Below are 25,513 nucleotides of genomic sequence, written 5' to 3'. Positions count from 1 at the left end.
GATAGTGGTAGTGTTACTACTGGGGCATCTACATTAAATAATAGTGGATTGACTGTTGGTGGTACAACTGTAACTAATGGAAAAGTTGCTGGCTTAGACGCTCGTAATCCTACGGATAATAAAGCCGATTATGGTATTGGTGATAATGCAAATCGCGCAGCTACAGAAGCAGCAGTGAAATCAGTTGATGATAAAGCCAATACAAATACTAATGATATCACTGAGTTGAAAAAAGGTTGGAAACTGACAACTGCAGCTGATGGTGGCTCTGTAACTGGTTCTGCTGAAACAGCGGTACAAACAGATGATATTGTAACTGTTAAAGCTGGTAAAAATATTGCAGTAACTCAAGATGGCCGTAATATTACGATTGCTACATCAATGACACCTGATTTTGATAAAGGTACTGTAACAAATAATGATAGCACTGCGAAAGGTGGTAATGTTGAGTATGTTACAAAAGGTGGTACTCAGATTGTAAATGGTGGTGATGTTTATAATGCAATCCATACCACAAATAGCCAGTATCAAGGTGATAACACAGATGTTACTGTATTACGCAACCCTGATCAGATTTTATCTGTGAAAGGTGGCGCTAATGCAAGTAAACTCTCTGATAATAACATTGGTACAGTTGGTGCGGCAGATGGTTCTATTACCGTTAAATTAGCTAAAGAGCTTGCCGATCTTACTAATGCGACCTTTGGTACATCTGATGCAGATAAAACAGTTATCAATAAAGATGGTGTAACTATCAACAAAGATAATGGTAGCGGTGCAAATGATCCAGCTAAAACAGTTAGCTTAACCGAAAACGGCTTAAATAATGGTAATAACCAAATCACTAATGTGGCAAGTGGTGGTGATATTAATGCGCCTGAAAATGAGACTAATGCAGCGAATATTGGTGATTTGAAAAATGTTTCAAATGACTTAACCAATAAAGGTTTTGCTTTAGCAGATGATAAAAACACTCAAGTGAAGAAAAATCTTGGTGAAGCTATTCAGATCAAAGGTGAAGATGGTATTACAGTTACTGCGGATACTACAAATAACTCATTAAAATTAGCATTAGGCAATGAGGTTACCGTTGGTGAAAAAGCTAAAGATGGCACCCCTGGACAAGCAGGTACAATCAATGTTGTAGGTAAAGACGGCAAAGATGGTGTAAGCATTAAAGGTGATACTGGACCAGAGGGTAAACCAGGTATCAGCATTGCAGGGAAAGATGGTGTTGATGGCGTAACGTTAACAACAAAAGTTGACGGTCAACCAGGTGTTGATGGTACAACTACCAAACCTCGTCTTGAAGTAAATAACGAAGAAGTTGCGACTTTGAATGATGGTCTCAAATTCAAAGGTAATGGCTCTGAAACTGTCGCTAAAAAACTGAATGAAACCTTAACTGTTAAAGGTGGATTAGATGAAGGTGAAGAAGCCACTGATGCGAATACTCGTGTTGATGTAACAGGCGGAGAATTAGTTGTTAAGTTAGCTAAAAATCTTACTGATTTAACTTCTGCCGTATTCACTGATGATACGACAGGTGATTCTACTGAAATTACTGGAGGTGCTATTGTTACCACTAGTGATGATGATGTTGCTGTACGTAGTGCAACTGAAACCAGTTTCATTGGTGGTCCTAACGATACCGTTAAATTAAGTAATGAGGGCTTAGATAATGGTAATAACCAAATCACTAATGTTGCAAGTGGCTTAGGAAATACTGCTCTTGAAGACGCAACTGGTGATACATTAACTAATGCTGCAAATATTGCTGATGTGAAAAAGGCTAGAACTACTGTAACATCTCAAGATGGCTCAGTGTTTGTTGCCGAAACTACTGAAGCAGATGGTCATACAAACTATGATTTAGAAGTTAATAAGCAACAAGTTGTAGAGGGAGCGCAATTACCAGTTGTTTATACAGATGCTGAAGGCAATAAATTATATAAACAAGCGGATGGTTCGTTTAATACTCAGGCAGATGGTCAGGGCACACGCGTTGAGGCCGCTGATGTTATTGCTTCCATGAATAGTGGTGATGGTTCAACTTCTACTCCAACTAAGTTAGCTAATGTAGCTTCAAGCATCGCAGATAAAGCTGGCGATACTTACCTTGATAAATTAGATGCTGCAAATACAGCAAATGCCAACAATGCTGTAAATGTGAGCGATTTGAAAAATACTGCTGATGCATTAACTAACAAAGGTTTTGGTTTAACCGCACAAGACGGCAATTCTGTAACCAAAAAACTTGGTGAAACAGTTGAAGTCGTTGGTGGGGCAGCAGATGATGTAACTACTACAGCTAAGAATGTTCGTACTGTTGTGAAAGACGGTAAAATTGAAGTTCAAGTAGCAGAAGCACCAGAATTTAAAGAGGTTACTGTAACCAATGGTAAAGATGGTGTAGATGGTAAATCTGTTGTTGTGAAACCAGATGCAATCGTATTCAACGGTGTTGATGGTGTAAACGGCAAGGATGGCGCAGACGGACAAAATGGTCAAGTAAGCGTGAAGGTTGAGAAAGGTGAGCCTGGACTTGCCGGTAATGATGGCAAAGTCGGTAATGATGGCAAAGACGGCAAAACTCGTATCGTTTATGAAAAACCAAATGGCGATAAAGAAGAAGTTGCAACCTTAAATGATGGCTTAAAATTCAAAGGTAACGGTGACACAGTTGTTGAGAAAAAACTTAACGAAACTTTAACTGTTAAAGGTGGATTAGCCGAAGGTAAAGATGTAACGGATGCAAATACCCGAGTTGATGTTGATGATGAAGGTAATTTAGTTGTGAAAATGGCTAAAGAGCTGACAGATTTAACCAGCGCTGTGTTTGGTAATAATCCTGTTAATAATAAAGGTGTAGAAAATAAACCTGGTGTGAATGTAAATGGTTCAACAGGTGCAATTACTACGCAGAATGTTGCAGGTAACCAGATTGTGATTAATAATCCTGCTGGTCAAATCACGGGCGTTGAAAGTGGTTTAGGTGATACTAAACTTGAAGAGGCCAAAGGCGATACATTGAAAAATGTTGCTAATATTGGTGATTTGCAGAATGTTTCTAAAAACCTAACGAACACTGGTTGGAAGTTACAAACTAATGATGGTACTGAAAGCACAGTTAAATTAGGCGATACTGTTCAAGTAGTTGATGGTGCAAATACCAAAGTTTCAACGGTAACTGATGCTGATGGCAAACATACATTCCATGTTGATGTAACCGGTTTACCAGTTGCTTATACTGATGAAGATGGAAATCCGTTAGTGAAAGTAGGCGATAAATTCTATAAAGCTGACGATGTTACAGATGGTGTGGTTAACCAAGATGCACCAGAAGCGACACCAACAGGAACGACTTTAGTTTCTAAAGATGGTACTGCTACACCTCAAACATTGGACAATGTGAAGAGTGTAATTGAAGCTCCAACTGCGGATAAAGATTTCTCAACAGTATTGAAAGAAGCTGCTGATAATAAACCAAATAGTGCTGTCAATGTGAGTGATCTGAAAAATACTGCTGATTCTTTAACTCAAAAAGGATTTGGTTTAACTGATGATAACGGTAATCCAGTTACTCAAAAATTAGGTAAACAAATTCAAATTAAAGGTGTTGATGGGGTTACAGTAACGGCTAAAGATGCAGATCAAGACGGTCGCCGTCTAGAAGTTTCACTTTCTGGTGATGTACGCGTAAGTGGTAAAGATGGCAAAGATGGAACTATCGGAGTTAAGGGTGCTGACGGTCGTGATGGCACAACAATTACTAAAGACGCAATCGTCTTTAATGGCGTTGATGGCGTAAACGGCAAGGCTGGTGCTGATGGTAAAGATGGTCAAGCAAGCATTAAAGTCGAGAAAGGTGCAAAAGGCCTAGATGGTAATGATGGTAAAGACGGTGAGAGCAAAACTCGTATCGTTTATGAAAAACCAAATGGCGATAAAGAAGAAGTTGCGACCTTAAATGATGGCTTAATCTTCCAAGGTAATGGTACCGATACTGTTGAGAAAAAACTAAACGAAACCTTACAAATTAAAGGTGGTTTAGATAACAAGGCAAAAGCAACAGCTGCGAATACCCGTGTTGATGTTGAAGATGGTGCTTTAGTTGTGAAAATGGCTAAAGAGCTGACAGATTTAACCAGCGCTGTGTTTGGTAATAATCCTGTTAATAATAAAGGTGTAGAAAATAAACCTGGTGTGAATGTAAATGGTTCAACAGGTGCAATTACTACGCAGAATGTTGCAGGTAACCAGATTGTGATTAATAATCCTGCTGGTCAAATCACGGGTGTTGAAAGTGGTTTAGGTGATACTAAACTTGAAGAGGCCAAAGGCGATACATTGAAAAATGTTGCTAATATTGGTGATTTGCAGAATGTTTCTAAAAACTTAACGGATACAGGTTGGAAATTACAAACTAATGACGGTAATGCACAAACTGTTAGATTAGGCGAAACTGTTCAAGTCGTTGATGGTGCGAATACAAAAGTTTCTACTATTACGAGCAAGAATGGCGTTCATTCTTACCATATTGATGTAACCGGTTTACCAGTTGTTTATACAGATGAACAAGGTAATCCATTAGTGAAAGTAGGTGATACGTTCTATAAAGCAAGTGATTTAGAAAATGGCTTGCCAAAAGAAGGTGCCAAACCAGCTACACCTACAGGTACATCATTAGTAGCACAAGATGGTTCAGCGAAACCGCAGACTTTGGATAATGTGAAAAGTGTGATTGATCCTCAAAATGGTGAAGATTTCACAAAAGCATTAGAAAAAGCAGCTGTAAGTAAGCCAAATAGTGCGGTAAATGTAAGTGATTTACGTAATACAGCAAATTCACTCACTGAAAACTTAACGCAAAAAGGATTTGGTTTAACTGACGATAATGGCGATGCCGTTACTCAAGAATTAGGTAAACAAATTCAGCTTAAGGGTACTGATGGTATCACTGTAACTGCAGATGCTGATAACCATAAGTTAGAAATTGGCTTAGGTAATGAGATTACTGTAGGTAAAGATGGCCAACCAGGCTCCATCGGTGTAGCAGGCTCTGATGGTAAAGATGGCGTTTCAATCAAAGGTGAAGACGGCGGTTCAATTGTTGTTGGTGGCAAAGATGGTGTTCCAGGAAAAGATGGTAATCCAGGTATTGCAATTAACGGCAAAGATGGTTCTATCGGTATTGCTGGTAAAGATGGCTCGAATGCTGGTGTAACCGTTGCACAAGGTGCAAAAGGCCTAGATGGTAATGACGGTAAAGATGGCGAGACTAAAACTCGTATTGTTTACGAAAAACCAAATGGCGAAAAAGAAGAAGTTGCAACCTTAAATGATGGCTTAATCTTCCAAGGTAATGGTACCGACACTGTTGCGAAAAAACTAAATGAAACCTTACAAATTAAAGGTGGTTTAGATAAAGACGCAACAGCAACAGATGCGAATACCCGTGTTGATGTTGAAGGCGGTGCTTTAGTTGTGAAAATGGCTAAAGATTTGACAGACTTAGATTCTGCTAAATTCGGTAAGGATGGTGATAACACAGTCATTAATAAAGATGGCATTACTATTACTAATTCTGATCCAACTAAACCAGATGTAAGTTTAACTGAAAATGGTTTAAGCAATGGTGGTAATAAAATTACTAATGTTGCAGATGGCGAAGCAGATACTGATGCTGTGAATGTTGGTCAGCTGAAAGCAGCGGCGGATGCAGCTAAAACCACAGTGGGTTCAGATGACCTCACTATTAAGGTTAGAAAAAATCCGGTACCAAATCCAGATGGTCATAATCATTATGATTTGAGCGTTAATTCCCAAAAAGTAGTAGAGAATGCTCAGTTACCAGTTGTTTATACGAACAAAGATGGAGAAAGAGTTTTCAAACAAGAAGATGGTACTTTCAAAACTGAGTTCGGCACAGTGGTTCAACCAAGCGATGTGATTGCTTCACTAAATAGCGGTAATAACAAAACTACCGAGCCAACGAAATTAGCGAATGTAGGCACATCTATTGGAGACATTAGTCCAACTGTAGATGGTAATCCAGTTCCTGCTGATAAAGCGAACTTCTTAGATCAACTTGCAGAAGCAGGTAAAGATGGAAGTAAAGTGGCTAATAATGCAGTTAATGTAAGTGATCTACATAACACTGCAGGTGCATTAGTTAATAAAGGCTTTAACATTGCTGCAGATAATGGTGGTGATGATAATGTTAAATTAGGGGAAACAGTTAAATTTACTGACCCTAATGAAAATATCATTACAACTGTAAAAGACAATGAGATCCAATTTGCCTTAAATAGTGAAGTATCTATTGGTGGTAAAGATGGTAAACCAGGCTCTATTGGTGTGAAAGGTGCTGATGGCAAAGATGCTGTAGCAATCAATGGCGCTGATGGCGGTTCAATTGTTGTTGGTGGCAAAGATGGTGTTCCAGGAAAAGATGGTGCTCCAGGTATTGCAATTAATGGCAAAGATGGTTCTATCGGTATTGCTGGTAAAGATGGTTCAAATGCTGGTGTAACCGTTGCACAAGGCGAAAAAGGACTGGCTGGTAATGACGGTAAAGATGGCGAAAGCAAAACTCGTATTGTTTACACTAAACCAGATGGTAATACCGAACAAGTAGCAACCTTAAATGATGGCATCAAATACCAAGGCGATGTTGGTAATGCTCAAATGACATTAAATAACACAACTCAAATTGTGGGTGGTGTAACTGATGCAGATGATCTTACTGATAACAACATCGGTGTTGTTGCAAAACAAGATGGTAAGAATGCTAAGTTAACAGTTAAACTTGCTAAGGATCTTAAAGGTCTAAATTCCGTCACTACGACAGATGCAGCAGGAAACTCTACAACTGTTCAAGGTAATGGTGTAACAATTAGTGGTCCAAATGCAGCTGGCAATAATAGTACAGTAAGTTTGACAACTAATGGCCTGAATAACGGCGGTAACCGTATTACTAATGTAGCAGATGGTAAAGATGATACTGATGCTGTGAATGTAAGACAGTTAAAAGGTGCTGTTGGTAACATTAACAATAACATCAATAAATTTAATAAAGACCTTCGTGCAGGTATTGCAGGAGCAACTGCGACAGCTGGTTTACCGCAGGTTTATATGCCTGGTAAATCAATGGTAGCAGCAGCAGGTACTTATAAAGGACAAGGGGCTATTGCCGTAGGTTATTCAAGAGCAAGTGATAATGGTAAAGTTATCTTGAAATTAACAGGTAATGCAAATACTCGTGGAGACTTTGGTGGCTCTGTGGGTGTTGGCTATCAATGGTAGTTTCGCTACTTGACTAACTGTTAGAATAAAAATCCTTTCCCTTAGGGGGAAGGATTTTTTTATATATTGATTAGCAGGTAATGGTAAAGATTGCTATGATTTGTAAGGTTGATAAAGACAAAAAGATCGATTTTTCACAAGAATTTTAGGCAACATTATTTTACTAAAGATAAAAAAATCCCACTTTGTTAAAGTGGGAGAGGAGTTTTCTTATGTTTAAAATTAAGGAGCAAGTAAAAGTTTATAAGAATAATGAACAATAAAAAAGCCTTGGTTAACAGGGCTTTCTACATACTACAACAGTATATTATAAACCTTCAGATGCCCATTTTGCAGCAACACAACGGTTAGGAGCAGTCACTACTGTACCATCTTTCTTTTTATATGGAGTTGGCTCATATTCTTTAGTGCAACCAACACCATCATATTCACTAGGATCTACAGGTACAGGTTGACCAGCGGAAGCAAGCACTTGTGAAGATAAGAATGCTGCCATAGCGCCTAATACTAATTTAGATTTAAGTTTCATAATGAACTCCTTTGTTGTTATTTTAATTGTAAAAAGATGAGTCAATACTGTCTGACTCGTAATACAGAATACTCTTTTAAATAGTAAAGTCAATATTTATTCTTCTCCGACCAGTATGAGAAAAGATTAAGTGTATCAATGGGTTATAGTTATTTTATTGACTTTTATTTAGCATAAGATGGCAATATTTAAATAAATTTTAAATATTTCTTGTTATATTATAAAAATATAATTTTTTGGTCTGTAAACTTTGATTTTTATTTGAACTTCCGCTACACTGTTTTGCATTAGTCGGGGTGCTTGTTTAAGCTGAGATGATACCCGTGAACCTGATACAGCTAATACTGACGTAGGAAACTAATTATGCAAACGCTTCTTTTCTTATTAAATTCTCACCTCACTTCTTTTATTTTTAACGGCTTTTTTCCATTACGTTGATTGGTGAATGAACGATGAAAGCCATCGAAATTTCCGATCTTAAACTCAGTTTTGCTGAGCAACCTTTGTTTGAGCATTTTCATTTTAGCGTATCACAAGGGGAGTGGGTGGCGTTGCTTGGTGCATCAGGCGTGGGAAAATCAACCTTATTGCGTGCCATTGCAGGGTTAGAAAATCAGGCGATTGTGCAAGGGCGCATTCAGTGTTCAGGCAAAATTGCTTGGCTTGCACAGCAGGATAGTTTGTATCCTTGGCTGTCTATTTTAGATAATGTTCAGCTTTATCAGCATCTTACTCATAGCAAAACGAAAAAAACGGAAGAAAAAGCCCGCACTTTATTAAGTGCGGTGAAAATGGAACAACATTTGCATAAGCCTTGTTATCAGCTTTCTGGTGGACAGCGGCAGCGCGTGGCGTTGGCTCGAACGCTAATGCAAGATGCAGAGATTATTTTAATGGACGAACCTTTTTCCGCATTAGATGCCGTAACCCGCTTGCAATTACAGCAGCTTTCACATCAGTTATTGGCAGATAAAACCGTGTTACTTATCACCCACGATCCACAAGAAGCCTTGTTGCTAGCAGATAAAATCTATATTTTGCACCAACAACCTGTTCAGCTTTCACCGCCCATTTGCCCGCAAGGCAAAGCGCCAAGAGATTTTTCGCAAGAGAAATTATGGCAATTACAGCAATATTTATTTAAGCAGTTAATGGGGGAAGATTAATGTTTGCGTGGCAAAGCCTATTTCGAGCATTGATAATGACCTTATTTTTCGCCTTGTGCTGGCAAGGGGCGATTTCAATTTTTGCGATCCCACATTATTTATTGCCTGAACCTGTTGCCGTGCTAAATGAAGTGTCTTCACAATGGGCTTTATTATTTATGCACGCCAAAATTACTTTGTGGGAAATTTTATTAGGGCTGGTGCTTGGATTTTTATTTGGTTTGCTTTCTGCCTTATTGCTGGCTTCTTCACAAACACTCTCAGCTTTTTTATTGCCCATTTTAATTGCCTCGCAGGCGATCCCTGTTTTTGCTATTGCGCCATTGTTGGTGCTTTGGTTTGGTTATGGCATTGCATCAAAAATTGCGATGACCATTTTGATTATTTATTTCCCGGTTACCGCTGCCTGTTATGACGGCTTGCGTAATACGCCAAAGCAATGGTTAGAGCTAGCGCAAACAATGGGAATTTCATCAGGGCAATTATTATTTAAGGTTCGCTTACCTGCCGCTTTGCCAGCGTTAGCCTCGGGCTTACGCATTGCGGTTTCCGTTGCCCCTATTGGGGCGATCGTGGGGGAATGGGTAGGATCATCACAAGGGCTTGGTTATTTAATGTTGCAAGCCAATGCTCGAATTCAAATTAGCTTAATGTTCGCGGCGTTGTTTATTTTGGTGGTTATCGCGCTCTTGCTGTATTTCGTGATAGATAAATTGCTTCACCGCATTATTCCTTGGGTCTGTCATTTACGTTAGGAGAAAAAATGAAAAAACAATGGTATTTATGCAGTTTAATTTTCGCTTTAGGTATGAGCATTAGCGCACAAGCCAAAGAAAAATTAACCTTATTGCTGGATTGGTTTGTCAACCCCGATCACGCCGCCATTATTGTGGCACAGCAAAAAGGCTTTTTTGCGGAAAATGGGTTGCAGGTTGAGATTATCGAGCCTGCTGATCCTTCAATGCCACCCAAATTAGTGGCAGCAGGGCAGGCAGATTTAGCGGTGGATTATCAGCCACAGCTGCAAATGCAAGTGGCAGAGGGTTTGCCGCTGGTGCGTGTTGGCACCTTAATTTCAACGCCGTTAAATAGTCTTGTGGTGCTAAAAGATAGCGGTATTGAACAAATTGCCGATTTAAAAGGGAAAAAGATCGGCTATTCAGTGAGCGGTTTTGAAGATGCGTTACTTGGTGCAATGTTGAAATCCGCCCACCTTTCTTTAAATGATGTGGAATTAGTGAACGTGAATTGGTCGCTTTCTCCCGCATTATTTAGCGGACAAGTAGATGCGGTAATTGGCGCATTTCGTAATTTTGAGCTAAATCAGATGGCGATAGAAAAGAAACCGGGCAAGGCGTTTTATCCAGAAGAACAGGGCGTGCCAATGTATGATGAATTGATTGTCGTGGCCAATAAAAATCAGCTTCCTGCGAAAAAAATTCGTGCATTTTTGACCGCACTTGAACAAGCCAGCGTTTATATTTTAAACCACCCACAACAAAGTTGGCAGGCGTTTGTGAGTTATAAACCGCAAGATTTAGACAACGAACTCAATCGCTTGGCTTGGCGCGATACCTTGCCACGTTTAAGTTTACGCCCAAGCGCCCTAGATAACGCACGTTATGAGAAAATGGCACAATTTATGCAACAACAAGGCCTGATTAAGCAGGTTCCTAAATTGTCTGATTATGCCATTCAAGTGGAATAAGAAAAATAGGCTAGGTAAAAAGTGCGGTGAAAAATACCGCACTTTTTTATGCACAAATCTCAGGAATTTGAGCTAGCTGTTTTAGTTGATAATCCGCTAATGCCCAACGCGGATCGGTGCGTTCAACGGGAGCTGGGATAACAGCGCATCGCATTGACGCGGCTTTTACTGCGGTCATTCCTAGCACGGAATCTTCAATGCCTAAACAGGCTTGGGGCTCAACACCTAATTGATGGGCAGCGTGTAAATAAACCTGCGGATGCGGTTTGTTGTAATCTAATTCTGTGGCAGAGGATAGATATTGGAAATAAGGTGCAATGCCGCAGCGTTCAGTGATTTGTTCCAATAAATAACGTGGCGAAGCGGAAGCAACCGCCAGCTTACAACCAAGTGCGGTGAGTTTTTCAAGGGTTTCTGGCACATTTGGCATTAAGGGCTTATTTTCTAAAATCATTGAAATGGCGCAGTCATTCATTCGTTTGACCATTTCTTCAACAGGAACAGACGTTTTTTGATAGCGTTGATAAACGGTTTTGACAATACCAAGAGCTGGCATTCCCGTGAGTTCTTGCATTTCTTGCAAGCTAACAGGAATACCAATTTGCCCAAATACTTCCACGCCCGCTTGTTTCCAAAAAGGTTCGGAATCAATTAAAACGCCGTCCATATCGAAGATAACTGCTTGAAATTTCATAGATTCCCCTTGAGTATTTTTTCAATGATCGCTTTGGTGAGCGCCACATAATGAGCAGAAAAACGATGACTAAAGTTTAACAAATAATAAAGCTGATAAAGCGGTTTGCGTTGCGCATAGCCTTCGTCAATCGGCAAAGTGCGGTGATAATTTTGATAGAATTTTTCAGGAAACGGTTGAAATAATTCACTAAATGCCAGATCGCATTCGTGATCGCCCCAGTAACAGGCAGGATCGTAAGTAAAAGGTTGGCCATTTGCCACAGCACAGTTTTCAATCCAAAGATTGCCGTGCAACAAGGCTGGCTTTGGCTGATGTTTGGCCAGCCCTTTGGCGACAACGGCGACTAATTGATCAATATCAGTAAACGCTAAACCTTTTTCTTTACAGATCTGTAATTGCCAGCCAATGCGTTGTTCGCTGAAAAATTTCGCCCAATTATCCGACCAACCATTTGGCTGATAAACTGGCCCTAGCCAAGTGTCAAAATCGAGTCCATAATGCTCGGCATTGCCCCATTGGTGCAAGTTGGCTAATTGTGTGCCAAATTGTGCCATTGATTGTTCGTTCGGTTCGCTGAAAGGAAGGGCTTCGAGCAGTAAAAAACTGTGGTTTTGTGAACAGCCTACGCCGTAAACTTGCGGTACTTGAATCGTCCCTGTTTTGGCTAGTAATTCCAGCTGATCGGCTTCGGCACGAAACATAGAGCGGTAGGATTTTTCATTAATTTTCACAAAAACGGGCTGGATTCCATCATCAATAATCCAAGCTTCGTGCATTTCGCCAGTATGCACTTTGCGTTTTTGCTTGATAAAATAATATGCACCAAGATGTTCGGCTAAAACTTGAGAAATTGATTTCCACATAAGTCCTCCCATATTCAACTTGCGCCACGCCTTGATCATAAAGGAAATGAGCAAAATAATCTGTGATGAACTTCAAGTTTTTTATTTGCGGAGAGAAAAATTTGCGGTAAGGTAGCGTCTATTCGCTTAAATTGTTTAGTAAGGAGCAAAAAATGAAATTATACGTTTATGATCATTGTCCATTCTGCGTGCGTGCCAGAATGATTTTTGGCTTGAAAAATTTGCCCGTGGAAGAGCAAGTGTTATTGAGTGATGACGAAGCCACGCCAGTCGCGCTCATCGGCAAAAAAATGGCCCCAATTTTGATTAAAGAAGATGGCACGGCAATGCCAGAAAGTTTGGATATTGTCCATTATGTGGATCAAAATTATGGTGATCTGTTGTTGCCAGATGATGATGTGCGTAGCGATCTGCAAGCGTGGATGCAGGCAGTGAGCCGTTATTATAATCATCTTTTATTACCGCGTTTTGTGAAATTAGGTTTACCTGAATTTGCTACCCAAAGTGCGGTGGATTATTTCGTTAAAAAGAAAACTGAAAGTATTGGTGATTTCGCCGAAAATCTGGCAAATTCTGCCCAATATATCGAAAAATTACAGCAAGATTTCACCGCACTTGAGTATTTGATTTTGTCAGAAAATGGCGCAAATGATCAGCTTTCTATGGAAGACATTTTGCTTTTCCCAATGTTGCGTAACCTCACTTGCGTGAAAGGGCTTGTATTCCCGCCGAAAGTGAAAGCTTATGTGGAAACAATGGCAAAATTATCCCAAGTGGAATTATATTTCGATAAAGCGGTTTAACCCACAAAAAGCCCAGTAAAATCGGGCAGAAAGTTGGTTTTCAGCGCAAAATAGCGTATGATCACGGGCTTGCATCGAAAGTCATTGCAAAAGCAATTCGATAACCTATAAAGCACGGTGCGAAAAATACATTGTAGGTATAACAAAGTGCGGTGCTTTTTTACTTTATTTTTATTTTAATCAACAAGTTACCTCTCGTATGGGTAACCACTGTATAAGGATTTAATATGCCAATTATTACTTTACCCGATGGCTCACAGCGCCAATTTGATAAACCCGTTACTGTGCTTGAAGTGGCGCAGGATATTGGTGCAGGTTTAGCCAAGGCGACCATCGCTGGGCGTGTGAACGGTGAACGCCGTGATGCGTGCGATCTGATTGATCAAGATGCTAATTTAGAAATCATCACCGCAAAAGATGAAGACGGATTAGAAATTATTCGCCACTCTTGCGCGCATTTATTAGGACACGCCATTAAACAGCTTTTCCCTGATGTGAAAATGGCGATCGGGCCAACCATTGAAAACGGTTTCTATTATGACGTGGATTTAGACCGCTCTTTAACGCAAGAAGATCTTGATGCCATTGAAAAAAGAATGCACGAGCTGGCAAAAACCAACTATGACGTGGTGAAAAAACGGGTAAGCTGGCAAGAAGCAAGAGATACCTTTGAACAGCGTGGCGAGCCGTATAAAATAGCGATTTTAGATGAAAACATCGAAAAAACCGCAACGCCAGCGCTTTATCATCACCAAGAATATATTGATATGTGTCGTGGGCCGCACGTGCCAAATATGCGTTTTTGCCATAACTTTAAATTACAAAAAGTGGCGGGTGCATACTGGCGTGGCGATAGCAAAAACAAGATGTTACAGCGTATTTACGGCACAGCGTGGGCGGATAAAAAACAATTGGCGGCCTATTTGCAACGTTTAGAAGAAGCGGCAAAACGCGATCACCGTAAAATTGGTAAAGCCCTTGATCTTTATCATATGCAAGAAGAAGCACCAGGTATGGTGTTCTGGCACAATGACGGTTGGACGATTTTCCGTGAGCTGGAAACCTTCGTGCGTACTAAATTGAAAGAGTACGATTATCAAGAAGTGAAAGGCCCATTTATGATGGATCGCGTGTTATGGGAAAAAACAGGCCACTGGCAAAACTACGGTGATTTAATGTTCACGACTTCATCAGAAAACCGTGAATATGCTATCAAGCCAATGAACTGCCCTGGACACGTGCAAATTTTCAACCAAGGCTTGAAATCGTATCGCGATCTGCCAATTCGTATGGCGGAATTTGGTTCGTGCCACCGTAACGAGCCATCAGGTTCATTGCACGGTTTAATGCGTGTACGCGGCTTTACTCAAGATGATGCGCATATTTTCTGTACCGAAGATCAAATTGAAAGCGAAGTAACCAGCTGTATCCGTATGGTTTACGATATTTACAGCACCTTTGGTTTCAACAATATTCAAGTAAAACTTTCTACTCGTCCAGAAAAACGCATCGGTTCTGATGAAATGTGGGACAGAGCAGAGCAGGGCTTAGCCAATGCGTTAAAACACAATGGCTTAGATTATGAAATCCAAGAGGGCGAAGGGGCATTCTATGGGCCGAAAATTGAATTTGCCTTGCGTGATAGCCTTGATCGTGAATGGCAATGTGGCACAATTCAGCTTGATTTCGCCTTACCAGGTCGCTTAAATGCCTCTTATGTGGCGGAAGACAATGACCGCAAAACGCCAGTGATGATCCACCGTGCGATTTTAGGTTCATTAGAGCGTTTTATCGGCATTATCACCGAAGATTACGCGGGCTTCTTCCCACCTTGGCTTGCTCCAACCCAAGCGGTGGTGATGAACATTACCGATAGCCAAGCGGATTATGTAAAAGACGTAGTGAAAGCTCTTTCTGACGCAGGCTTGCGTGCCAAAGCAGATTTACGCAATGAAAAAATCGGCTTTAAAATCCGTGAACACACCTTAAAACGTGTACCTTATATGTTGGTCTGTGGCGATAAAGAAATTGCCGAAGGCAAAATCGCCGTGCGTACCCGTAAAGGTGCAGATTTAGGCACGTTCACCGTGGCAGAATTCACCGAAATTCTGAAAAACCAAGTGAAAAACCGAGAATTAAAATTGCTTGGTGAGCTTGGACAAGATTAATTCACAAAAAATAAGAAAGCGAGCTAAATGCTCGCTTTTATTTTGTAATAAAAAACTACCGAAAAATCACCGCACTTTTAAGGGGCGCTTTTAATCAGTGCGGGGATTTTTTTCCAGATTTTATTTCTCTTGATATTTTTGACGATAATGCTCACCCCACGCGGCCATTGCAGTCAGTACGCTTTTTAGGCTTTTACCGTCTTCTGTTAGCGTATATTCCACCCTTGGCGGCACTTCTGCATAGACTTTTCGCGTTAATAATCCTTGGGTTTCCATTGCTCTTAAATTTGCCGTTAGCACTTTTTGCGAAATGCCAGTTAAGGTTTTTTTCAATTCACCAAAACGCTTTGTGCCATATAGCAATTCACGAATAATCAACACGCGCCAACGTTCACTCATCATCATTAAGGTAATTTCTACTTCACAATCTGGTAACTTTTTCTCTTTTTCTTTCACAATTTTTCCTTATTTTTCAATATAAGTTTCTTTAAGGTAACTACTGCACTTTTTAGTGCTTACTTTCTTTTTGTTTGCTAGGGGGATATTATCACGCTCAACAAAAACGAGATACAACAATTTTTATCATTAAACAGGAGAAAAAAATGAAAGTCGCAGTAATAGGTGCAAATGGAAAAGCAGGGCGTTTGATCGTAGCTGAAGCAGTAGCGCGTGGTTTAGAGGCTACCGCAGTGGTACGTGGTGAAAATCACAGCGCGGCACAACAAGTGCTTAAAAAAGATTTGTTTGATTTAACCAAAGCGGATCTTGCAGGCTTTGATGTAGTGATTGATGCTTTTGCTGCGTGGACGCCAGAAACTTTACCACAACATAGCACATCGCTTGCCCATTTATGTGCTATTTTGGCGGGAACAAAGGTGCGTTTGCTTGTTGTAGGCGGAGCAGGTAGCCTTTATACTGATGCTAGCCTAGCCGTACAACTTGTTGATACGCCAGATTTCCCAGCGGAATATAAACCTTTAGCCCAAGCAATGGCACAGGCATTGGCAGAATTGCGTAAGCGTGATGACGTGCAATGGACTTATCTCAGCCCAGCAGCAGTGTTCGATCCTGAAGGGGCAAAAACAGGCACATACCGCTTGGCTGGTGAAGTGTTCACGGTCAATGAAAAAGGCGAAAGCTATGTGAGCTATGCTGATTATGCCATTGCGATGATTGATGAAGCATTGAATGGTAAACACATTCGCGAACGTATTTCGGTGTTGTCGTAAGTTTCTGAAAACGTAGAATCCTTAAAAAACAAAGTGCGGTAGAAAATTTTGGAATTTTTCACCGCACTTATTTTTTACAATTTTTGTATAAACTGAGCCTAAAAAATCCCCACATATCAGTGAGGATTTTTATTTGATATATGGATTATTTCTGTCTTGCAAAAACCATTTTCACCATTTGCCAGAAGAAGGCAAGCGCGCCTAAGCCGAAAATCACATCGCCTAGGATACGCACCCAGCGTAGGGTAACGAAAAGACCTTGCTGCATAAATTCTTCACCGCGTGCATACCATAAACCGTGTACCATATTGGCGTGCGCTTGGATTACGCCAATTGGTAAAAGGCTTGAAATAATCATCACGACTAAGCCGATATTTAAACTCCAGAAACCAAATTTCATCAGTTTGTCGTCAAATTGAATGCTTGGACGTAAGTAACGCACGATGAGAAACACAAAGCCAAGAGCAAGGAAGCCATAAACCCCAAATAACGCAGCGTGTGCGTGTACTGCTGTTGTGTTTAGCCCTTGGACATAGTAAAGCGAAATAGGTGGATTGATTAAGAAACCAAATACGCCAGCGCCTAACATATTCCAAAACGCCACGGCGACAAAGCAGTAAATAGGCCATTTTAAGCGTTCCATCCAAGGTGCTTTTTGTTGCATTGACCAATGCTCCCAAGCTTCATAACCGAGTAACACGAGCGGTACAACTTCTAACGCGGAGAACGATGCGCCAACGGCGATAATTGGTGTGGTAGCCCCTGCAAAATATAGGTGGTGGAATGTGCCAGGAATACCTCCAATTAAGAAGATTGATGCTGACGCAATAGTGGAAACTGTTGCAGTGCGGCGTGAAACTAAGCCTAAGCTGACAAAAATAAAGGAAAGTGCCGCCACAGAGAATACTTCAAAGAAGCCTTCAACCCAAAGGTGTACTACCCACCAGCGCCAATATTCCATCACAGATAAATGAGTGTGTTCGCCATAGAATAAGGCCGGGCCATAGAATAAACCAATGGCGATAACAGAAGCAAAGAACAGGGCGAGTAGGTTTTTATCGCCAGGTTGTTTAAAGGCATTGATAGTGCCGCGTAGCATTAGGACTAGCCAGAATAAAATACCTGAATATTTTACTGCTTGCCAGAAACGTCCGAGATCGATAAATTCATAGCCTTGATGACCGAACATAAAGCTCAGTTCTTTTGGAATTTGGTGCGCAATTGCTAAATAGCTGCCAGTAAATGATCCTACAACTAAGACAACTAGCGCCCAAAATAGAATATCAACACCGAGTTTTTGATATTTTGGATCTTTGCCACCATTGATAATCGGCGCAAGGAATAAACCACCAGCTAAGAATGCCATTGCAATCCAGAATAATGCACTTTGAACGTGCCAGGTGCGAATTAAGGAATAAGGTAAATATTCAGAAAGTGGAATACCGTAGAAATCTTGTCCTTCTACCGTGTAATGGGCCACGATTGTACCAAAGGTGACCTGTGCAATGAATAATGCGACCACGGTGAATAGATATTTACCCAAGGCCTTTTGTGAAGGAGTAAGCTGAATTTTAGTGAGCGGATCAACCACATCTGGTGTTGGATCTTTTTCATCTTCTTTTTTCTTAAATGCCCACACCCAAACCATCATTCCAATCCCTAGGATTAAGAAAACGATACTGGCAATCGACCACATAATATTTTCTGCTGTTGGCACATTATTAATGAGCGGCTCGTGCGGCCAGTTATTGGTGTAAGTGGCATCTGTATTTGGACGATTAGCCGAAGCAGTCCAAGCTGTCCAGAAGAAAAACTTGGTTAAATCTTGACGATCCGATAATGCCGGCAGAGTGTTATCTTTCATCGCAAAATGATCGCGAGTGAGTTTAAATTGCGGATCATCACCGTATAAGGAAATATAATATTGTGCTGTTTTTTCAATGGCTTGCTGACGAGTATCAGATAATTGCACCGTACCATTTTCAACTTTGCTACCACGATATTCGCGGGTTAAGCGAGATTGTAATACAGCCTTTTGATCCTCATCTAACGCATCAAAATTTTTACCAAATTCTTTTTGCGCAGTAATGTCTAACCAATTGGTGAGTTCTCGGTGTAACCAGTCTGCCGTCCAATCGGGTGCTTGGTAAGCACCGTGTCCCCAAATTGAACCAAGTTGCATTCCCCCAGTTGTTTGCCACGCCGTTTGGCCTTGCAAAATATCTTGTTTAGTTATCAAGGTTTCGCCATTGGCATTGACATATTTTTCTGGAATGGGTGGTGCTTCACGATAAATATCCACTCCAAAATAACCGAGAATAGAAAATGCACCGATAAGCACCACAATTAAGGTGTACCAGAGCTTTTTGTATTGCCCCATAATAAATCTCCATAGTTTTAAGTAAATAGAGCATTTGCAGCTCAGAAAAACACTGTCAAATGATCGCCATATGACAGCACGAATTAATACTTGACTAATTTTATCAAGTATTTTTTACTATGCAGAGTAAAATGGCATTTCTTTGTCTTAGATCAATTTTTGTCAGAAGTTTCTTCCTTTTTAAGACGTAAGAATAACGGGAAATAAGGTGCGGTTAAAAATCCTAATAAATTTCAAAAATATTTATCGCTTGTTATAAGGAGATAATGCTAAAATCGCCAGCGTAGCAATAGCAAAGACTATTGTTTGATTTATTATTTACAAAGGAAATTTTTATGAGTAATTTAACTATTACTTTTACAACAACTCGCATTTTTGCCCATGATTTAGTGTCAGAATTATTAAATATCGGTGCGTTGTCTGCTGAAGAAACTAAGCAAAAAGGTGAAGATGTAGCAGAAGTCGTTGCTGTTTTTGGTGAGAATGTGGAAGTTCCTGATGTCATTGCTGCTTTAGCTGAATCAGGCATCACCAACATTCCTTATGTGGTGAGCTAAGAATAAAACCTGCTTGTGAGAATAAGCAGGTTTTTTATGCTCACTATAAAATATTTAACTTGTTGATAATCTTCTATGTTTTACAAAACCTCAATAAGTTTTAATCCATTCTATGTAGTAGGAGGCACTGTGAAAAAACTTTTTATGACTATTCTTGCACTTTCTTCCATAAGTATTACTGTTGCGAAAGAAGTGAATATCAAAATTTTAGGTACTTCAGATGTGCATGGTCGGGTTGTGCCTTGGAGCTATGGTGCGGATATTGCTGATCCTTCGGGTTCTTATGCTCAAATTTCCACTTATGTGAACGAGGTTCGTAAAAATAATCCTAATGTTGTTCTAGTGGATATTGGTGATGCAATTCAAGATAATCAGGTGGAAGTATTCGCTAAAACTGCTGAACATTATAAAAATAATCCCATTCCTAAAATACTTAACCAGATGAAATATGATATTTTCATTCTAGGAAATCACGAATTCAATTTTGGTATGACGGCACTAGATGAAATCCTAAAAGATATGCAAGCTCAAAAACTAACAGCAAATTTTTATTATAAAGATGGTCGTCGTTATCTTAAGCCAACAACGATAATTAAAAAAGACGGAGTGAAAATTGGCGTGATTGGTTTGACTACGCCGATGTCTGCCACTTTTGAGCTAGATACTGGCTATCTTGATCAAATGACTTTTACTTCTCCTATTGAAGAAACCAAAAAACAAATTATCCAATTAAAGCAGAAAGGGGTTGATGCGATTGTGGTTTTGGCTCATATGGGAATTGAAAATGAAAATAATATTCCAGATACAGGTGTTGCTGATCTTGTCAATGCAGTGGATGGCATTGATGTGATTATCGCTGGACATATGCATAAAAATATTCCTAGTGTAACTATTAAAGATACCTTGATTACAGAGCCGCATCGTTATGGTACAGTGGTTTCAGAGGTAGATCTTACTTTTGATGTTGAAAACAATCAGGTTAAACTGATAAATAAAACTGCAAAAACGGTTCCAGTAAAAGATCTACAAGCTGATGAAGAAATTATTAAAATTTATCAGCCTTATCATGATGAATTACGTCGTTTAAATAATGTGATTATAGGAAAAACAGAAAATACAATGGTACCCCAAGGTGAAAACCATGGTGTATCTTTTGCTTTTTCTCAAGATACGGGGCTGTCTTCTTTTATCCACGATGTAGAACAATATTATAGTCAGGCTGATGTTGTTTCCTTTGCCTTTGATCACCAGAAAGTTCGTCTAGAAAAAGGGGACATTAAGAAAAAAGACATTATCTACAATTATCGTTATGCTGGCGGTGATGTTAGCGTTTATGAGATGACAGGAAAGCAACTCAAACAATATATGGAATGGTCTGCCGATTATTTTGATACCCTTGAACCTGAAGATAACACCTATCGTTACAACGCAAAACGCGCTAAATCCAAATATGTTACTTTTGATTTATTTGGTGGTGTAAGTTATCAAATTGATTTGCGTAATCCGCAAGGACATAAAATTGTAAACCTCCGTTTGGCTGATGGTCGTCCAGTTACTGATGATATGAAACTTAAAGTAGGAATGAATTCTTATCGTTTTGGACAATTAATTAAAAAAGGAGGGATTTTTGATGGACAACAAATTCCATTACTATGGGAGTCTAAAGTTGCATTAGGGCAGGAGAATGGCACAATTCAAAATATGATGATGAATTATATCCGCGAAGTTAAAAAAGGAAAAATTGAAGGTAAAAGCCATAATCGCTGGAAAATTATTGGATTAGATTAAAGTATAAATATTAAAGTGCGGTTAAAATTTTCAGAATTTTTTTGTGGGGAGAAAAAATAAAAAGTGGCTATAAAAGCCACTTTTTTAGCGTATCACTGAGACTGAGGTAGTTTAGTATTTTTAGAGATAAAAGACCAACTTACCGCTATAAATAATAGACAAAATACTAAGCCTGTCATTAAGAACATAATCTCAAATAATCTAAATTGTTCAAACATAGGTCTAGTCGTAATGAACTCCCAGTTCTGAACAATAAAGTACATCATATATACCCATATTGCCCAAGTGAGTATGTCAAGCGCATAGCTTTTGGTTTTTAACCGCCAATTAAGATTACGCTTATTAATGATCATTTGTTTTTGCAATTCAAGACTTGCCATTTTTTCTCCTTTAATTTATTAAACTCCTCGATCTGGACTTATCCAAACCGCATGTTTTGATTTATTACGAAAAAGTGCTTTGGGAATACCTATTAATAGTGTTGTTGTATTGAGTAACCAATATGCCCAAGGATACCAAATACAAGGGAACACATAGCGTATTAAGCCTTTTTCATAACGACTATCAATATAAAGACTAAATAAACATTGTAAGAAGAATGTTGAAAATAAGATTGTGATACTGGATTTAAAAATGGATACATTTATCCACTGACTAATATGTACATCCATAAAGAAAGTCAGTATGCTAAGAAAAGTAGTGATCACAAGGAAAATAGCCCAAATCGCAGTAACAAAATATTCTACATACATTGGCCATAGACGGCGATTCCTCATTCGCCATACAACTGGAAAATATTTCATTATTACTTCAGCACCACCTTGTGTCCAACGTAAACGCTGTTTCCATAATCCTCTAAGTGTTTCTGGCATCAATACCCAGCATAACGCACGAGATTCATAATAAATATCATAACTAGCCGTTTGTAATTTCCAGCTGATATCAATATCCTCAGTAATCATATTGGTACTCCAGCCATCAACTTGACGCATAAGATCAGCACGAAATAAACAACATACGCCAGATACAGTAAAAATTGTCCCCATTAAACTTTGTGCACGTTTGATTAAACCGATAATTGAACTAAATTCAGAAACCTATAGCCGTACCAAAATCGTGCTACGATTGCGTACACACGGATTCCCAGTTACAGCACCATATTTAGGGTTATTTTCTAAGACTTGCACCATATAATCGATTGAGGAATAATCCAAAATTGCCTCACCATCAATACAAGGTGTAAATCTGAGATTCATAATAGAATAAAAAGGCGAGATAAATTTTGCTAATTCTGTATTTTTTTTGAAAAGTGGTTTCAATAAAAATAATAATGTTTTTAGGTATAAGGCTTGTGATATGGATAAAAAAAGCCGATCTGACGATCGGCTTAAGTGAAATTTTCTGTTAAATAAATTTATTAACCAATCACTTGTGGTAAATAACCTGCTTGGATTAAGAATGGCACATTCATAATTAATAAACCTAATAACAGTGCAAGAATTAAGCCTAAGCCACCGCCCATTACGCGATATGGTAAATCTGGATAACGCTTTCTTGCGCGCCACGCCAAGCCCACAGGCAATACTAAGCCGTAGAAGGTGAACATTTGTCCTGCATAGCCAAGGGCGGCGATAAAGCCGTCTGGATAGAATAGCGCAAATGCTAGCGGCGGGATAAAGGTTAATAAACCTAGCTGAATACGGTGCGCCTTAATGTTTACACGTTTTAATAAATCGTCTAAGCAGTCAAACAGTGATAACGCCACGCCAAGGAATGAGGTTACTAATGCAAGGGTTGAGAATGTTCTCACCGCACCACTGATTAATGAGCTATCTGTAGCTTGGAATGTCGCATTGATTAAGCCATTCAAGGTTGGATCATTATTTACAATTCGCACGAATTCCGATTGAGGGAACACGCCGTGGGTTGCCATTTGCCATAAAATATAGGCCACTAATGGAATCGCAGTACCGCCGATAATAGCAATGCGTAAACGTTTAATATCGCCATCTAAGTATTTGTTAATACTAGGAATAATAACGTGGAAGCCAAATGACGTGAAGAACACAGGGCTTGCTGATACAATCAAGAAATCTTTCAATGGCATTGCAAGCAAGTTATCGCTTGTTACCAACGGCAACATCATTGCCAACACCAGTACAAACGCCACCAGTTTAATCACGAATAATAAACGAGTGAGTGCGTCCACCGCACCTGTACTAATGACGATAAACACGCCTAGCACCACCGTGAATAGCACGATGGAAACGGAGGTCGCATTATCCCCTAAAAACGGCAATAATCCCGCTAATAACGAACCGCCACCTGTTACATAGGCGGAAAGAATGGCGTACATAAAAATCACTAGCGAAAGGGTCGCTAACACTCGCCCTGTCATACCGAAATATTGTTCAGCGAGTGTCGCAATTCCTGCGTCTTTGCGTTCTGCTTTTTGATACACTTCAACAAAGAGTAACGCACTGTAAGAAAGCAAAATCCACAGGATAAAGAGTAACGCAAGGGTATAGCCAAAGCCCATTTCTGCCGAAGTGAGCGGCATCGCCAACATCCCCGCCCCAATTGTCGTCCCCGCAACAAGCAAGGCACTTCCAAATGTCTTGTTTTTCATAATATTTTCCTAGTTAAACTAAAAGTGCGGTAGATTTTACCGCACTTTTTTGAAAATGTAATCATTTTTTTACAGGGTGTTTTTATTTGTTTACAATGTTTTTTCTTTGTTGTTAAGAACGAATTTTGCTCCTTGAGCGATCTTCTTTCTTTTGCTTGTTAGAAGGTCGGCAAAGAAAAAAGTCTTCGACTAAATTACTGATCTTTATTTGTTTCAAATTTTTTGACGAAGAGTAAGCCTATACTAGCTATGCTGCGTTGAGCCGTTACTTTTCCAAAAATTTTATCTACATTTAGATGATGTTAGCTGGGATATGATCAGTATTAATAAAAATAAGCAATTGGTTTAGGTTTTTAATCTGTTTAAGTGAAATAGTACGGGGAATCAAAAGCTAAGATTGTTTTGATCGATTTTGTAATATAGGCAATCAAATAGGATGGATAAATAACGTAAGTTGAGTGAAAAAGATATTTGGTAATACTAAAAGGGGTATTGTTATTTATAAAATGTAGAAGTCCTAACGATCTTCTACATCTAACTAAAATTACATGATAAATTCTACGGCTGTTTACCAATATACGCCAAGATACCGCCATCAACGTATAGAATATGACCGTTGATGAAGTTTGAGGCGTCAGAAGATAAGAACACTGCAGCGCCTGCGAGATCTTCTGGGATTCCCCAGCGAGCGGCAGGGGTTTTGGCGATGATGAATTGATCGAATGGGTGGCGTGAGCCGTCTGGTTGTCTTTCGCGTAATGGTGCGGTTTGTGGGGTAGCGATGTAACCTGGGCCGATACCATTACATTGAATGTTTGCTTCACCAAATTCTGAACAGATGTTTTTGGTTAGCATTTTTAATCCACCTTTTGCAGAAGCGTAGCCAACCACGGTTTCGCGACCTAATTCACTCATCATTGAGCAGATGTTGATGATTTTACCGTGTCCTTTTTTGATCATTGAAGGTAATACGGCTTTTGACATAATGAACGGGCCAGTTAAATCGATGTCGATAATTTTACGATAGTCCGCTGCGGTGGTTTCTAGCATTGGGATACGTTGAATGATACCTGCGTTGTTTACCAAAATGTCAATCACGCCTACTTCGTTTTCGATTTTCGCAACGTGTTCTTTTACTGCGTTTTCATCTGTTACATCAAATAAATAGCCGTGCGCATCAATGCCTGCTTCTTTATAAGCGGCAAGGCCTTTTTTCAAGTTTTCTTCGTTTACATCGTTGAATACGATTTTTGCGCCCGCTTGGCTTAATGCGGAAGCGATGGCAAAGCCGATACCGTATGATGCGCCTGTTACTAAGGCGATTTTACCTTTTAATGAGAATTGATCTAAAATGTTTGACATAGTTGCTCCTTAAACTCGTTAAATTAGGTTGTCATTGAAATTTATCATTCAGGTAAACTAATTTTAAAATTATTAAACCGTGATTTCAATTTCATTATAGCGAATTATGAGAAATAGAATGTGATGTAGCTCACATTTTTGTGAATTGCATAGAATTTTTTACGCCTTATGGAGTTTTTGCAAAAATAAGTGAACAAATAATCAACAGTTTCACGTTTTCTCTTTGTGCTAGGCTTAATCTGTTCTCACTCTTTTTAGTCATTCAATAAAATATTGTTCAATAAAGTGCGGTGATTTTTTGAAAAATTTTTAAGAATTTGTGCTTT

General features: G+C 39.5%; 18 protein-coding genes and 1 riboswitch. Of the genes, 9 read left to right on the top strand and 9 right to left on the bottom strand.

Features of this window, described 5'->3' with window-relative positions; translation table 11 throughout:
• Positions 1–48: 48 nt before the first annotated feature.
• Positions 49–7,308 carry a YadA-like family protein gene (locus C3007_RS11505; RefSeq protein ID WP_165779931.1) on the top strand — a complete coding sequence of 2,420 codons (7,260 nt, stop codon included), beginning with the start codon at positions 49–51 and terminating at the stop codon, positions 7,306–7,308.
• Between the two features lie 307 nt (positions 7,309–7,615).
• On the opposite strand, the gene C3007_RS00575 is transcribed toward C3007_RS11505, so the two are convergent.
• A complete protein-coding gene (locus C3007_RS00575; protein WP_103852586.1) occupies positions 7,616–7,837 on the bottom strand; it encodes a hypothetical protein in 222 nt (73 codons plus the stop codon).
• Positions 7,838–8,119: 282 nt separating this feature from the next.
• Positions 8,120–8,210: riboswitch (TPP riboswitch) on the top strand.
• Between the two features lie 79 nt (positions 8,211–8,289).
• On the opposite strand from C3007_RS00575, the gene C3007_RS00570 reads away from it, so the two are divergent.
• Genes C3007_RS00570 through C3007_RS00560 form a run of 3 tightly spaced genes read left to right on the top strand, consistent with a single transcriptional unit; the run spans position 8,290 to position 10,711 of the window.
• Positions 8,290–9,003: an ABC transporter ATP-binding protein gene (locus tag C3007_RS00570; protein ID WP_103852585.1), complete on the top strand. Its 714-nt coding sequence runs from the start codon at positions 8,290–8,292 to the stop codon at positions 9,001–9,003.
• Positions 9,003–9,758 (top strand): ABC transporter permease, encoded by a 756-nt coding sequence (locus tag C3007_RS00565; protein ID WP_103852584.1) that lies wholly within the window; start codon positions 9,003–9,005, stop codon positions 9,756–9,758. Before C3007_RS00570 ends, C3007_RS00565 begins: the two co-directional genes overlap by 1 nt.
• An 8-nt stretch (positions 9,759–9,766) precedes the next feature.
• Positions 9,767–10,711 (top strand): ABC transporter substrate-binding protein, encoded by a 945-nt coding sequence (locus C3007_RS00560; RefSeq protein ID WP_103852583.1) that lies wholly within the window; start codon positions 9,767–9,769, stop codon positions 10,709–10,711.
• Between the two features lie 46 nt (positions 10,712–10,757).
• Here C3007_RS00560 and hxpB read toward each other — a convergent pair whose 3' ends face one another.
• Complete coding sequence (gene hxpB, locus C3007_RS00555; RefSeq protein ID WP_103852582.1) at positions 10,758–11,405, bottom strand: hexitol phosphatase HxpB; 648 nt, start codon at positions 11,403–11,405, stop codon at positions 10,758–10,760.
• Positions 11,402–12,271, bottom strand: a complete 870-nt coding sequence (locus C3007_RS00550) for a fructosamine kinase family protein (protein ID WP_103852581.1) — start codon at positions 12,269–12,271, stop codon at positions 11,402–11,404. The genes hxpB and C3007_RS00550 overlap by 4 nt, the downstream gene beginning before the upstream one ends.
• 152 nt (positions 12,272–12,423) lie before the next feature.
• On the opposite strand from C3007_RS00550, the gene grxB reads away from it, so the two are divergent.
• Both grxB and thrS read left to right on the top strand, forming a co-directional pair.
• Entirely contained in the window at positions 12,424–13,074 is a 651-nt protein-coding gene (gene grxB, locus C3007_RS00545; protein WP_103852580.1) for a glutaredoxin 2, read from the top strand.
• A gap of 227 nt (positions 13,075–13,301) precedes the next feature.
• Positions 13,302–15,242 carry a threonine--tRNA ligase gene (gene thrS, locus C3007_RS00540; RefSeq protein ID WP_103852579.1) on the top strand — a complete coding sequence of 647 codons (1,941 nt, stop codon included), beginning with the start codon at positions 13,302–13,304 and terminating at the stop codon, positions 15,240–15,242.
• A gap of 120 nt (positions 15,243–15,362) precedes the next feature.
• On the opposite strand, the gene C3007_RS00535 is transcribed toward thrS, so the two are convergent.
• The gene (locus C3007_RS00535; RefSeq protein ID WP_207763682.1) at positions 15,363–15,698 is read right to left on the bottom strand and encodes a winged helix-turn-helix transcriptional regulator; all 336 of its coding nucleotides are present in this window, start codon (positions 15,696–15,698) and stop codon (positions 15,363–15,365) included.
• Positions 15,699–15,844: 146 nt separating this feature from the next.
• Here C3007_RS00535 and C3007_RS00530 point away from each other — a divergent pair, with 146 nt between their 5' ends.
• Entirely contained in the window at positions 15,845–16,471 is a 627-nt protein-coding gene (locus C3007_RS00530) for an NAD(P)-dependent oxidoreductase (RefSeq protein ID WP_103852578.1), read from the top strand.
• Between the two features lie 145 nt (positions 16,472–16,616).
• On the opposite strand, the gene C3007_RS00525 is transcribed toward C3007_RS00530, so the two are convergent.
• The gene (locus tag C3007_RS00525; RefSeq protein ID WP_103852577.1) at positions 16,617–18,851 is read right to left on the bottom strand and encodes a nitric-oxide reductase large subunit; all 2,235 of its coding nucleotides are present in this window, start codon (positions 18,849–18,851) and stop codon (positions 16,617–16,619) included.
• Positions 18,852–19,186: 335 nt separating this feature from the next.
• Here C3007_RS00525 and C3007_RS00520 point away from each other — a divergent pair, with 335 nt between their 5' ends.
• Together C3007_RS00520 and C3007_RS00515 are read left to right on the top strand one after the other, a co-directional pair.
• Entirely contained in the window at positions 19,187–19,408 is a 222-nt protein-coding gene (locus C3007_RS00520; RefSeq protein WP_103852576.1) for a hypothetical protein, read from the top strand.
• Between the two features lie 144 nt (positions 19,409–19,552).
• Positions 19,553–21,196: a bifunctional metallophosphatase/5'-nucleotidase gene (locus C3007_RS00515; RefSeq protein WP_370445387.1), complete on the top strand. Its 1,644-nt coding sequence runs from the start codon at positions 19,553–19,555 to the stop codon at positions 21,194–21,196.
• Between the two features lie 92 nt (positions 21,197–21,288).
• On the opposite strand, the gene C3007_RS00510 is transcribed toward C3007_RS00515, so the two are convergent.
• The 4 genes from C3007_RS00510 to C3007_RS00495 form a co-directional block, all read right to left on the bottom strand.
• Complete coding sequence (locus C3007_RS00510; RefSeq protein WP_103852574.1) at positions 21,289–21,576, bottom strand: ABC transporter substrate-binding protein; 288 nt, start codon at positions 21,574–21,576, stop codon at positions 21,289–21,291.
• Positions 21,577–21,594: 18 nt separating this feature from the next.
• A complete protein-coding gene (locus C3007_RS00505) occupies positions 21,595–22,242 on the bottom strand; it encodes a glycosyltransferase family 2 protein (RefSeq protein WP_370445371.1) in 648 nt (215 codons plus the stop codon).
• Between the two features lie 371 nt (positions 22,243–22,613).
• Complete coding sequence (locus tag C3007_RS00500) at positions 22,614–23,825, bottom strand: aromatic amino acid transport family protein (protein ID WP_103852573.1); 1,212 nt, start codon at positions 23,823–23,825, stop codon at positions 22,614–22,616.
• Between the two features lie 558 nt (positions 23,826–24,383).
• On the bottom strand, positions 24,384–25,187 hold the full coding sequence (locus C3007_RS00495; protein ID WP_103852572.1) for a gluconate 5-dehydrogenase: 804 nt from the start codon (positions 25,185–25,187) through the stop codon (positions 24,384–24,386).
• Between the last annotated feature and the right edge of the window lie 326 nt (positions 25,188–25,513).

Origin of the sequence: Avibacterium gallinarum, assembly GCF_002921135.1 — a bacterium.
Lineage (GTDB): Bacteria > Pseudomonadota > Gammaproteobacteria > Enterobacterales > Pasteurellaceae > Avibacterium > Avibacterium gallinarum.
This window is presented reverse-complemented; position numbering and strand designations above follow the sequence as displayed.

Bases quoted from the DNA above. Each gene is read 5' to 3' on its own strand.
- C3007_RS00575 (WP_103852586.1), bottom strand. From the start codon at position 7,837: ATGAAACTTAAATCTAAATTAGTATTAGGCGCTATGGCAGCATTCTTA.
- C3007_RS00570 (WP_103852585.1), top strand. From the start codon at position 8,290: ATGAAAGCCATCGAAATTTCCGATCTTAAACTCAGTTTTGCTGAGCAA.
- C3007_RS00565 (WP_103852584.1), top strand. From the start codon at position 9,003: ATGTTTGCGTGGCAAAGCCTATTTCGAGCATTGATAATGACCTTATTT.
- C3007_RS00560 (WP_103852583.1), top strand. From the start codon at position 9,767: ATGAAAAAACAATGGTATTTATGCAGTTTAATTTTCGCTTTAGGTATG.
- hxpB (WP_103852582.1), bottom strand. From the start codon at position 11,405: ATGAAATTTCAAGCAGTTATCTTCGATATGGACGGCGTTTTAATTGAT.
- C3007_RS00550 (WP_103852581.1), bottom strand. From the start codon at position 12,271: ATGTGGAAATCAATTTCTCAAGTTTTAGCCGAACATCTTGGTGCATAT.
- grxB (WP_103852580.1), top strand. From the start codon at position 12,424: ATGAAATTATACGTTTATGATCATTGTCCATTCTGCGTGCGTGCCAGA.
- thrS (WP_103852579.1), top strand. From the start codon at position 13,302: ATGCCAATTATTACTTTACCCGATGGCTCACAGCGCCAATTTGATAAA.
- C3007_RS00530 (WP_103852578.1), top strand. From the start codon at position 15,845: ATGAAAGTCGCAGTAATAGGTGCAAATGGAAAAGCAGGGCGTTTGATC.
- C3007_RS00525 (WP_103852577.1), bottom strand. From the start codon at position 18,851: ATGGGGCAATACAAAAAGCTCTGGTACACCTTAATTGTGGTGCTTATC.
- C3007_RS00520 (WP_103852576.1), top strand. From the start codon at position 19,187: ATGAGTAATTTAACTATTACTTTTACAACAACTCGCATTTTTGCCCAT.
- C3007_RS00515 (WP_370445387.1), top strand. From the start codon at position 19,553: ATGACTATTCTTGCACTTTCTTCCATAAGTATTACTGTTGCGAAAGAA.
- C3007_RS00510 (WP_103852574.1), bottom strand. From the start codon at position 21,576: ATGGCAAGTCTTGAATTGCAAAAACAAATGATCATTAATAAGCGTAAT.
- C3007_RS00505 (WP_370445371.1), bottom strand. From the start codon at position 22,242: ATGGGGACAATTTTTACTGTATCTGGCGTATGTTGTTTATTTCGTGCT.
- C3007_RS00500 (WP_103852573.1), bottom strand. From the start codon at position 23,825: ATGAAAAACAAGACATTTGGAAGTGCCTTGCTTGTTGCGGGGACGACA.
- C3007_RS00495 (WP_103852572.1), bottom strand. From the start codon at position 25,187: ATGTCAAACATTTTAGATCAATTCTCATTAAAAGGTAAAATCGCCTTA.